Origin of the sequence: Roseateles koreensis, assembly GCF_028595305.1 — a bacterium.
Classification (GTDB): Bacteria; Pseudomonadota; Gammaproteobacteria; order Burkholderiales; family Burkholderiaceae_C; genus Paucibacter_A; species Paucibacter_A koreensis.
Map to the genome: position 1 here is coordinate 83,084 of NZ_JAQQXS010000011.1, position 11,266 is coordinate 94,349.

Here is an 11,266-nt window from a genome sequence, read left to right on the forward strand (position 1 = left end):
GAAGAAAAGCTCCAAAAAATAATAATTACTGCCTACGCGCCAACGCAGCACCCAACTCTTCTCGTAAGGGATGCTTGAAGCATACGACTCCGCCAAGAAATCCAACGATACCGGTTGAAATACCCAAGACAAGCGGTGGCAATATATGAGCAGGTGCCTCGCCAAAGTACGCATACACGGCAAATGGGCCGATAGCTGTAAGAGCGCTTACCTTAAGACTGACCCAACTGCTGGACATGAGTGCATGGAGTCGAAACTCCAGCAGGGCATGCACGGCTTGCAACCACAAACCGGTGCTCAGAATTGCGGCCAAAACCAGCGCCCATCCCACATAAATCAGGCCGAAATGCGCTCCGGCCAATACCAACAAGGTTGTGGGGACGGCGCTCTGCACGGTCACACGCATTACCCGATCGACATGACCGCTTGACAACAAGGCTGTGCGGCATAGAACGGCAGGTACGCTGAACGCCGTGGCCAAGGCCAAAATTCGTGTCATGCCTACCGAGTCGCGCCATTGGTCGCCATAGAGCAGTTCTGTCACCGGGTAAGCCAGACAAGCCAACCCAACACAGAAAGGCCACCCCAAAACGGTCATATACGAGGTGGCCTTAAGAAAGGGGTCGGACAAACTCCCGCCTTCACGCGACTGCTTGGCGAACCAAGGCATGCAAACAGTACCTACCGCATCAGAAAACAAACGGTAAAACATTTGAACCAAACCATTGGCGCGAGAAAAATGCCCCACGGCGGTCAAATCCTGCAACTTACCCAGCAGCAATTCGGGTGAATTACTAGCTAAATTGGATATAAAGGAACTGCCGGTGACTTTGCTGCCAAATCCAAGAATGCTGCGAATGTGAGTAGTGCCTGGCAACCATGGAAATGACCGCGGGCGATAAAAAGTTGCCAATACAGCATTAACCAAGGTAGTCGCCAACGAACCCAAAGCCAGGCTGATAGGCCCCCAACCTTGCCAAGCCAAACCAATCGAAATGGCCGCGCCGATCAAGCTTGAAATGAATCGCATGACGGCAAGACTTTGGAAACGCATTTCTCGCACCAACCATGCATTGGTCAGCGATCCAAACGGATTGACCGCGTAGTTGAAGGCGACCACGATCATGATGTCGCGCATGCGCGGCTCTTTGTAGAACCACGCAACGGGATAAGCCGCCAACAAGACGAGCAGGGCCAAACCCAGGCCCAAGCCCAGTTGCAAGGCCCAAACTGAGCGAATGTGGTCGACGGTCAGATTTTTTTCTTGAACCAGATATTGACCCGCGTTGAGGTCCCTCACCGTGTTCACAAAAATCAGCAAGACCATGGTGACGGAGAAGACACCAATTTCAGCCGGGGTTAAAAGGCGAGCGAGCACCATGGATGAACCGACGGTGATCAGCAGACTGGCGTATCGGTCCAGAAAGGAGAAGAACAAGGAGTTCCGAGTTGTCATGTATTTTGAACTTCGGCCGTCTCGGGCGTGTTTCTTCAGTTGTTGCCCTGACAGGCTTGCTCAAGCAGTGCCGCCAAACTCTTTGAGCGCATATGTCTTGAGGCCGCTCTAACCTTTGCTGCCTCTGGCAAGGAGGCCGTGCCCGTGCGAAGTTGATCCAGCCAACGGGGCAAGGCTGAGGCAATAGCATCAATAGAATCCAAGGCCACAATTTCTTGCAAACCTGCCGCACGCAAGGTGGCGGCCGTATCGCCGCGAGGATCTGTTAAGCCAAATACTGGGCGACCGGCACGGAAGTATTCGTAGATTTTTGCCGGTATCTGATCGTTGCAATTGCTGGCTTGCAGAATGAACAAACCGTCCACCGACATCATTTCTGCCAAGGCGGCCTGATAAGGCAAAGGGGGTAGCAACTCAACGAACTCGCCGACTCCTGCAACCGTCGCCATCTGGCGTACCAACTCGTCATGTGCGGAGCCACGGAATCGCAAGCGCAGGTCTGAAGGGCTTAGTCGCCCCTCCCTAGCGACGTTTGCCAGCGCAGCAAAGAGGCAACTCGGGTCACGTTCTGAGGGGTAGACAATGCCGCTGTGCAACAGTACCTTAGGGCTTGAACTACCCAGTTCGCCTTGCAAAGCATGCCTGTCTTTTTCAGCGGCCAAGAAACTTGGTTCGTCGTACCCGTTTTCCAGCAAGGAAATATGTGAGGCACGGTGCGGAAATCGCTGCCGGTAATATTCGACCGCGCCCGGCGTGGTGAAGGTGCAGTGGTGAGCTTGGTCGAACACGAGTTGCTCAACGTGTCGATACGAAGCCCAAATTTTGGGATCTTTGGGATACCCTTCTTGCGCCATAGGATCCCGAAAGTCGGCCACCCACGGCAAGCCAGATTTGCGTTGTAGTTCCGCACCAATCAGGTGTGCCGTTGCAATCGGAAAGGTGGACCAGATGACGTCAGGGCGATATCGCTCAATCATCTGCAGGCCTTGCCGTACGGCGTCGCGGCGCCAACTCACCCACCGGTCAGGCCGAGCCAGAAAACCCGGGTAATGGCCAAAAACTGAGAGTTGCCGTGCCGTATCCAGTGCAAACGCACGGCGAACCACCAAGTCTGGGGGGATCTCGGCGAGCAAGTCGTCACTGGTGCTGGGGTACGCTCGCGGGTTGGCGCTGAGGACCAAAGGCTGCCAACCGAGCTCAGGCAGTTGCTGCGCAAACCGCAGGGTACGCTGAATGCCGCTGCTTCCCGCCAGAGGGGGGAAATGGTAGGCAATCATAAGCACTCGACGACTCAATCGGACTCCTCGCAAATTTGAGGCTCAATGATACTCGGCCCACTCACTTGCAATAGACCGCAAACAGGGCTCTTGCTACGGAATTAGTGACTTCTTGCATCGGTTATATTCGCCGAGCCTTTCAGATCACATCCTGACCGTGCGACTGCCTGAATTTTTTGATAAAGAACAGCAAATGACCGCTCTCCCCCGCATCTTGTTGACCGGCAGCCCACGATTCAGCGCCGCACCACTGACACAATTACAGGGTGAGCGAGGCACCGAGGCCGCATGGCGCCAAGCCCTCGCCGCGGGCGCGCCCGCTCAGGCTCTGGTGGGTGTACAGGGCTCCTTCGCCATCGGCTTGGATCTGGACAATGGGGTGACGATTCTGGCGGTAGACAGGTTTTCGATCGAGACTTTGTGCTATCGCGTGGTGGACGATGAGCTTCGTTTTGCAAGCCGTGCCGATGAGTTGGCCGACGGCGCAGAAATTGACCCCCAAGCGATTTACGACTACCTATATTTTCACGTTATTCCTTCGCCCCGCACGATTTTCAAGGACGTGTTTCGTCTACCGCCCGGGCATTTTGCGATTTTTTCTCAAGGCCGGTTAACGGTTAAGCCCTTCTGGGTTCCAAATTTTCAGGCCGTCAGTACGCCCAATTTTGCAACGCTGAAGTCTGAGTTCTTGCAGACCCTGGCAGACTCGGTTCAATCGCAGCTCGACGGCAGCAAGCCGGCCTGTTTTTTGAGCGGCGGAACCGACAGTTCAACCATTGCAGGCATGATTGGGCGTGTTAGTGGTCAAAAAGCAGCCAGTTATTCCATCGGTTTCGAGGCTGAAGGTTATGACGAGATGGAATACGCAAGGCTGGCCGCCAAGCATTTCCAAACTGAGCATCATGAATACTATGTGACACCCCAAGACTTGGTGCAGAGCATTCCGCGGGTGGCTGGGTATTACGATCAGCCTTTCGGTAATTCATCCGCTCTGCCCGCCTATTACTGTGCACAAATGGCCCACCAAGATGGTGTCAGCAAGATATTGGCCGGCGACGGTGGTGATGAATTGTTTGGTGGCAATACGCGGTACGCAAAGCAGCGTGTTTTCGGCTTCTATGATGGGATTCCGCCCGCAGTACGCAGTGCCGCCTTGGAGCCGCTGCTGATGAACCGCGTGGCAGAGGCCACGCCGCTGCTGCGCAAGGCCTCCAGCTATGTACGCCAGGCCAAGGTGCCCATGCCCGATCGCTTGCAGACCTACAACCTGTTAGAGCGCCTCGGGGTGGCGGAAGTGCTGTCCGCCGAGTTTTTGAAGTCGGTTAACCAGTCTGGGCCGCAGGCTCAACAGACCCAAATCTGGGCCGAGCCCAAGGCGACAAACCTGGTAGACCGCATGTTGGCCTTTGACTGGCGCTACACACTGGCGGAGGCGGATCTGCCCAAGGTGCGCGGTACCACGGCCCTGGCTGGCCTGAGCGTGGGCTTCCCTATGCTGGACGACCGCATGTTGGCAATTGCCCTGAAACTGCCGCCTGACTACAAGCTCAAGGGTTTCAAGCTGCGTTGGTTTTTCAAGGAGGCCTTGCGGGGATTTCTGCCGGACGAAATCATCACCAAGAAAAAGCAGGGCTTCGGGCTGCCCTTTGGCGTTTGGGCCACGCGGCATCCCGAATTGAAGGCTTTGGCCGCAGCGTCGCTGGAGAGTTTGGTTTCACGCGGCTTGGTCAACAAGCACTTCGTTCGGCAGTTGCTGGACCAGCGCCTGGCCGAGCACCCAGGCTATTACGGCGAGATGGTGTGGATTTTGATGATGCTGGAGCAATGGCTGCAGCAGCATGTGCCCGGGTACAAAATTTGAGGCAGATGCAGTGGCGGTTTGCCGCCCGCGTCAAGCCAACAAGTTGCGCATCAGACGCAAGCCGAACGCGGTTTTAGTCCGATCCCAGGGCGTGAAACGTTGTAATTGCAAGGGATCGGCGCCAACGCCAGATGCGCCCCAGGCCGTTGAAACTGCAGTTTTGAAACCCAACTCACGCACCATGGTGACGTGTTCGGGCAGGTAGTCTCGGCCGGGTTTGCCATTGGGATAGGCAAACAAGGTGCAGTCCTGGCTCAGCAAGTCTTCCAGAAAGCGTTTGCTGCTGAGGATTTCTTCTCGTGCGGCATCGGGCGGGGTGCTTGCGAGAATGGGGTGTGACACCGTGTGGGCGCCGATTTGCATGCCTGCGTCGCGCAAGAGCCGTACACCGTCCGGCGCCATCATCAGGCGCGCATCGAGTTGAACACCACAGCGTGCCAACAGTTCTTCTGTGATCGCCAAACGCTGCTCAACGGGAAGGTATTTGATCTTGCCAATAATGGCTTCAATGGCCCCACGGCGCTCAGCGGGGCCGCTGAGCCCATAGCTGCCGAAGTTGCCAAAATCCAAATGCTGCTGGCGGCAGTGACGGATGGATTCAATCACCGTGTCATTCCACATGCGGCCACCATTCAAAAAGCCGGTGGCAATGAAGAATGTGGCGCACAGGCCCTGCTTTTGCAAAATAGGCAGCGCAACCTCGTGGTTGTCAGCGTAGCCGTCATCAAAGGTGATGCAACAAGCGCGCGAAGGCAGGCGGCCCTCTGCCAGCAAGCGGCCGGCCTCGTCCAGGGGCAGCACTTGAAACCAGCATTTCAACCAAGCGCAGATCTGCTCGAAACGCTGAGCATGAACTTCATCGGGAAAAATTTCATCCGGTCGCGGCAAGACTCTGTGAAAAATCAGAATCGTCAGATGCCCTCTGGCCTGGGTGGCCGACAGCACAGAAAACCCCAAGCGCATTAAATCCATGGGCTGAAAAGAAAGGTGTGGTTTGAAATACGCGAGCGCGGATTCAGGCCAAAGAGGCGGTGAGCGCTGGCGTCGCAGGTGCAGTGTCTTTGACCTTGCCATCCATCAAGCGACAAGTCAGCACGACCAAAATCAAGATGTTGTACGGCAAGTCGTAATAAGACAGGCTCAAGAAGGCGCCGCCGACCAAGTAGCCAACAAGACTCACCTGGCACATGGCGCCCAAGTCAGACATCCATTGCGTCTCAGGTTTTTTGCGCCCGTCGCGATACAGGCGCCCGGCTGAGCGCCAAACGAAAAACCACAGCAGCAAAAACAAGAATAGTCCAACAAAGCCATGTTCACCCAGCACCATGAAGTAGATGCTATGGGCGGCATGCACATCCAAAGGATCAGGCGCATAGAGGGCAAACAATGAGCTTGTGCTGACCATGAAACCGCCACCAAAGAAATTGTGCGTGGCCAGATTGAATGCCATCCACCAAGCGTTGATTCGGCCACCGGCTGAACTGTCTTGGTCGTAGGTTTTGATGGTAGACATGCGCTCGGTCCATGTGTCAGGCATGAAGGTGATCAACGCTACGCCCAGCACGACAAAAATCAGACCCATTTGAAATTTCTTATTTCCACGCCACCACATCAACAACGCCATGGCGGCAATGGCGACCAAAGCGCCGCGAGATTGGCTGCCCAGGGCGGATGCAGCACACAGCAACATCGCAGCCGACAAGCCCCGATGCATCCATTTGCCGGGCGTATTCAATTGCAGGAATCGAATCAAGGGAATAGTCATCACCAGAGCCAGCGCAACCTCATTGTTGCCATCGATATAGCTGCCGGATGGCCCCCAGACGCGATAGCTTCCCCCTGTTGCCAGGGTGAATATCCCTCCCTTGACGCCATAGAAGCCTAGCGACCCTGCCAAAACCCAGGTCAGGGCCATGATGTGCCGCCGACTGTAGAGTACGGCCAAGGCCACGAGGATCATGAAGTCAATCTTCATCACCCGTACCCATAGGTCAAAACTTTTGTCGAAAAAGAAAGAGAACGGCAGCGTGATGCACATCCACAGCATGAATAGCATCAGCACTGTGGTTTCGCTGGTGGCAAAGTAGTTGAGCTTTTCTTTGCTGGCAAGGATGCCAATAAAAGTCGACCCGGCCATGGCCGCCGCCACAGGCAGCGTATGCAGAGCCCAACTGAAGGAGTGGGGGTTCATGACGCTGACCCAGGTCCAGCCCATGATGCCGATCCAGGGCTGACGCATGGCCTTGATCATCAGCCACAGCAGCACAGCGGCAAGTATCACGTCACGCATCAACGGCTCCCGGGTGCTGCGCCTGAGCATTTGCTTGCGTGGAGGCACTCAAACGGCCAAACAGCTGAAGTTGGGCTTGCGTTGTGGCCTCCCAGCTGAAGCCTTCGGCAAAGCGCCGCACCAGCGCTCGATCGGGCATGGCGGCCAGCAGATGGGTCAATTCACGTGCAAAAGCCAGACCACTGCGTTCCTTGACAAGCCGCCCCGCCACCGGGTCGGACACCACCTCGGGCGTGCCCCAGATGTCGGTGGCCACCACCGGTGTACCGCAGGCCATGGACTCCAACAGCACATTGGCCCAGCCTTCACGGCTGGAGGCGAGAATGAAGATATCTGCCGCGCTGTACCAACGGTAGAGCTCGGTATTGGGTTGGGCACCGGGCATGCTCAGGTGAGCGGCCACGCCCAATTTTTCGGCCAAGGCCTGCAGGTTTTGACGCTCCGGCCCCTCCCCCACAATCACCAGCCGTGCCTGCGGAAAACGCGGTAACAGATGCGCCAACGCCTCGATGGCCAGATGATGACCCTTGCGTTCAATCAGATACCCCACTGACATCAGCAACGGTGCACCTTGCAAGCCCAGCGACTCACGCGCCTGCGCCTGAGGCACGGGGTGAAAGCGTTGCAGATCGACACCGTTGCGCATCACATGCAAACGATCCTCCGGAACTTGCCATTGCCGCAACACATCCATCAAGGCGGAGCACACGCCGATGGAAGCCTGAGCTTTGCGGGCCGCCCATTGAATCATCTTGCGGGGCAAGGTGTAGGCCGGGATCAAATTCAGATCGGTGCCTCGTGCGGTGATGGTCAACGGCTTTTTGAAATGCCTAGCCAGCAGCGCCGCAGCTACCCCGTCAGGGTAGTAGTAGTGGGCATCGATGACATCGAAGTCGAACCCGTCATCCAGCAATTTCTGCACCGCCGCGCGAGCGCCCAGATACATGCCCAGCGGCGCCAGGCTCATGCCCACCTTGGGTAAAAGCACATAACGCGGATGCACTACGTCAATACCGTTGCGGTGTTCGCTGGCAGGCGTGCGTGCCATCAGGGCGTATTCACCAAATCGCTCATCAGTAGACGCAAACCAAGGCACAGGCGCAACAACACGCGACTCGACCTGGCCGCTGCTGATCAATTCACGCAGGCGGGTTTCAACAAAGATGCCATGCCCTGGCCTCACGCTACTGGGATAGAGCGTGGAGAAGGTCAAGACTCGCAGTTTTCGGGGCTGGCTCACTGACACGCTCTCACTTCAAACTTTTGAACAGGTTCAGCACCCGTGCGGCGTGCTGCGACCATGTCAGTTGCTTGTGGGCGATCACCTGGATGGCCGCGGCGGCCACGCGCTCGCGCAGTGCGGGGTCTTCACACAATTGATCGAGTGCTTTTTCAATGCCGTTGCCATCCAGCGGGTCGTACAGGACTGCGTCCACACCTGCTGTCAAAATTTCATGGTGATTGGGCTGGTCAGGCGCCACGATGGCTTTGCCCAAGGCCAGGTACTCAAACAAGCACAGGGGCGAGGCATACGGCACCAAGGCCGTCTGCAAGGCGATGTCGAAGGCCATGGATAGGGCGGGCACCTCCACGCGAGGCACGGCCCCCGTGAAGCTCAGGCGATCTGGCACGCCCAGGTGGCGGGCACAGGCTTCAATTTCAGCCCGCGCAGGGCCGTCGCCAATCACCATTAAATGGACGGGGTAACGCGGCGCCTGCTTGGCCACCCACACCATGATGCGGTCCAGGCGGTCCCACTCCCGCACGAAGCCGGTGAAACCAACCACCAGCTTGTCTTGCAGGCCCAAGCGGGTCTTTGCCTCCAGCGTGCTGGGCAAATGTTGGTAGTGCGCCAAGTTAATGGCGTTAGGGATGACCTGGATGCGCGACGGGTCAATGCCCTTTTCAACCATGTAGTCCGCCAACACCTGCGTGACGGGCAACAAGAGATCGGCACGCTTCCAGACGTAAAGCTCTGCCCAGTCGGCCAACCGAGGCCAAGACAGGCCGCCGTACTCGCGCCGCTCTACCGCCATAGGGGCGTTAACCTCCAGAATGAGCGGCAGCTTGAAACGCTTTTTGGCCCAAATGCCAGCGAGCAGATACAGGTTGTAACGCTCGTAAATGCCGTCTGGGCGATTGGCCTTGATGGCCGCACTCAAGCGCCGGTAGGCCACCCAGGAGTAGGCCAGCTCCGCCAATTCATAGAGCTGCCGAGGCAGCAGCGCCTTGAGCCGCCCGACCCAGCCGGGACTGCCCCCGCCGGCATCGTCAGCCCCAACCTGGGGGGCGCATTCGATGACCTCGGTGCCCAGGCCACGCAGGCCCAAGATCATTTCGGTAATGTGGGTGGACTGACCGTCTTTGGAGGCCGTGCGGTGGTGATAGAGAATTTTCATCGTCGATTCAAGCCCCGGCCCACGCGCCCGCAGCAGCTGGCGTGTGCCGCTCCTGGCCCGCAGTCCCTCCAGGCGCAGCGCCGTTACCCCCCATCACATTGCGCAAGAACGCGTCGTACATCAACAAGCTCCACAGTGGTGTGCTGTGGTCGCGCGCGCCGCTTTCATGCTGGGTCACCATCCGGTGAATGAAGTCCGGGTCGAACATGCCGGACTCAAGCAAGGGGCCGCTGAGCAAGGCATCCCTGACACGTTGCTTCAAGGGACCGCGGAACCACCGAACCAGCGGCACGGCGAAGCCCATCTTGGGGCGGTACATGATGTCGTTGGGCAAATGGGGTTCCATAGCCTTCTTGAGAAGGAATTTGCTCTCGCCGCTGCGGATCTTCAGTGACGACGGTAAGGTGGCGAGCCATTCAACGATTTCGTGATCCATCAGCGGCTCGCGCACTTCCAGCGAATGCGCCATGCTGGCGCGATCGACCTTGGTATTGATGTCGCCCACGAGATAGGTATGGGTGTCGATGTATTGAATCAGCGCCAAAGGGTCGTCGGTGCCGGCGTTGGCGGCATGGCGTTCGAACACTTCGCGTGCCGTGTAGCCTTGCAGTTCGGACTTGAAGGATTTGCTGTACAGGGCTTGGCGATCCGCGTCGCGCAGCAGACTCATGCTGTGGAAGTAGGCCTGAACAGAATTGCGTGCAAGTGACTCGAAGGTGGTCTTTGCACGAAACACGCGGGGCGCCCAATCCGCCTTGGGATAGAGTTGGCCCAGGGTGCCGAACAAGGGCTTGCGCAACCCCAAAGGCAAGGCGCCACGCATGCGCTCTTCCATCAGGTGCAATTTGTAGCGCCGGTAGCCGCCAAAGGTTTCATCGCCGCCGTCGCCACTCAAGGCAACGGTCACATGCTTGCGGGCCAGTTGGCAAACCCGGTAGGTGGGAATCGCCGAACTGTCGGCGTAGGGCTCGTCGTACAGCTGCGCCAAGGTGTCGATCAGATCGAAGTCGTCGCTTTGGACGGTCTCGACACGGTGGTTGGTGTGATATCGATCGGCCACGGTCTGCGCAAACGCGGCTTCGTTATAGGCCGGGTCTTCAAACGCGATAGAGCAGGTATTGACGGGCGTGGCCGACTCTTGCGCCATCATGGCCACCACGGCACTGGAGTCAACACCCCCCGACAAAAAGGCGCCCAGGGGCACCTCGGCGATCATGCGCAAGCGAATGGACTCATGCAACTTGGCGGTGAGGGTTTCGCAGGCTTCTTGATCGCTGAGCTTGGCGTCCAGCGTGAAACGAACGTCCCAATAACGGCGGGGCTCGCCCACCCGCTCACCGCGGCGGATTACCAGGGTGCTGGCTGGCGGCAGCTTCTTGGCTTGCTTGAAAATGGTGCGCGGCTCGGCGACGTAGCCCAAGGCGAAATATTCTTCAACGGCTTGAGGATCGACTTCACGTTTCAAGCCGCCGTGGGCCATCAGGCTCTTCAACTCAGACCCGAAGACCAGCATGCCGTCGTCCAGCACGGCGTAGTAAAAGGGTTTTACTCCCAGACGGTCGCGTGCGATGAAAAAGGTTTGCTGATTGCGATCCCACAGGGCGAAGGCGAACATGCCACGAAAGCGCTTGACGCAATCGGCGCCCCAGGACTCCCAGGCATGAACAATCACCTCGGTATCGCTTTTGGTCTTGAAGACGTGCCCCAGCGCCTGCAACTCAGGGATGAGCGACTGGTAGTTGTAAATCTCGCCGTTGAAGACCACCACCACGGAGCCGTCTTCATTGAACAAAGGCTGCTGGCCCGTGGCAATGTCGATGATGGACAAGCGTCGGTGACCCAAGCCGAGGCCTGGCTCCAGATGCAGGCTGCCTTCATCGGGGCCACGGTGATGCTGCGAGTCGTTCATGCGCTGCAGCACATTGCGTTGCAACTCACGTTTGCCTCGGGTGTCGAAAATTCCGGTGATGCCGCACATAGCTT

General features: G+C 57.5%; 8 protein-coding genes. 1 reads left to right on the forward strand and 7 read right to left on the reverse strand.

Annotation, left to right across the window (positions count from 1 at the left end):
* Positions 1 to 25: 25 nt before the first annotated feature.
* The gene (locus PRZ01_RS13265; protein ID WP_273597279.1) at positions 26 to 1,438 is read right to left on the reverse strand and encodes a lipopolysaccharide biosynthesis protein; all 1,413 of its coding nucleotides are present in this window, start codon (positions 1,436 to 1,438) and stop codon (positions 26 to 28) included.
* A 53-nt stretch (positions 1,439 to 1,491) separates the two neighbouring features.
* A complete protein-coding gene (locus PRZ01_RS13270) occupies positions 1,492 to 2,733 on the reverse strand; it encodes a glycosyltransferase (protein WP_273597280.1) in 1,242 nt (413 codons plus the stop codon).
* A gap of 193 nt (positions 2,734 to 2,926) precedes the next feature.
* Here PRZ01_RS13270 and PRZ01_RS13275 point away from each other — a divergent pair, with 193 nt between their 5' ends.
* Complete coding sequence (locus tag PRZ01_RS13275; RefSeq protein ID WP_273597281.1) at positions 2,927 to 4,594, forward strand: asparagine synthetase B family protein; 1,668 nt, start codon at positions 2,927 to 2,929, stop codon at positions 4,592 to 4,594.
* A 30-nt stretch (positions 4,595 to 4,624) separates the two neighbouring features.
* On the opposite strand, the gene PRZ01_RS13280 is transcribed toward PRZ01_RS13275, so the two are convergent.
* Genes PRZ01_RS13280 through PRZ01_RS13300 form a run of 5 tightly spaced genes read right to left on the reverse strand, consistent with a single transcriptional unit; the run spans position 4,625 to position 11,261 of the window.
* Positions 4,625 to 5,566, reverse strand: coding sequence for a polysaccharide deacetylase family protein (locus PRZ01_RS13280; RefSeq protein ID WP_273597282.1), 942 nt, complete (start codon positions 5,564 to 5,566; stop codon positions 4,625 to 4,627).
* 43 nt (positions 5,567 to 5,609) lie between these two features.
* Positions 5,610 to 6,884, reverse strand: coding sequence for a putative O-glycosylation ligase, exosortase A system-associated (locus PRZ01_RS13285; RefSeq protein WP_273597283.1), 1,275 nt, complete (start codon positions 6,882 to 6,884; stop codon positions 5,610 to 5,612).
* A complete protein-coding gene (locus PRZ01_RS13290; protein ID WP_276598313.1) occupies positions 6,877 to 8,106 on the reverse strand; it encodes a glycosyltransferase family 4 protein in 1,230 nt (409 codons plus the stop codon). Before PRZ01_RS13290 ends, PRZ01_RS13285 begins: the two co-directional genes overlap by 8 nt.
* Before the next feature lie 28 nt (positions 8,107 to 8,134).
* A complete protein-coding gene (locus PRZ01_RS13295) occupies positions 8,135 to 9,283 on the reverse strand; it encodes a glycosyltransferase (RefSeq protein WP_273597285.1) in 1,149 nt (382 codons plus the stop codon).
* A gap of 7 nt (positions 9,284 to 9,290) precedes the next feature.
* A complete protein-coding gene (locus PRZ01_RS13300) occupies positions 9,291 to 11,261 on the reverse strand; it encodes an XrtA/PEP-CTERM system amidotransferase (RefSeq protein WP_273597286.1) in 1,971 nt (656 codons plus the stop codon).
* Positions 11,262 to 11,266: the final 5 nt, after the last annotated feature.

What these genes read in the sequence shown, in the direction of transcription:
- PRZ01_RS13270 (WP_273597280.1), bottom strand. Translation starts at nt 2,733, where the DNA reads ATGATTGCCTACCATTTCCCCCCTCTGGCGGGAAGCAGCGGCATTCAG.
- PRZ01_RS13275 (WP_273597281.1), top strand. Translation starts at nt 2,927, where the DNA reads ATGACCGCTCTCCCCCGCATCTTGTTGACCGGCAGCCCACGATTCAGC.
- PRZ01_RS13280 (WP_273597282.1), bottom strand. Translation starts at nt 5,566, where the DNA reads ATGGATTTAATGCGCTTGGGGTTTTCTGTGCTGTCGGCCACCCAGGCC.
- PRZ01_RS13285 (WP_273597283.1), bottom strand. Translation starts at nt 6,884, where the DNA reads ATGCGTGACGTGATACTTGCCGCTGTGCTGCTGTGGCTGATGATCAAG.
- PRZ01_RS13295 (WP_273597285.1), bottom strand. Translation starts at nt 9,283, where the DNA reads ATGAAAATTCTCTATCACCACCGCACGGCCTCCAAAGACGGTCAGTCC.
- PRZ01_RS13300 (WP_273597286.1), bottom strand. Translation starts at nt 11,261, where the DNA reads ATGTGCGGCATCACCGGAATTTTCGACACCCGAGGCAAACGTGAGTTG.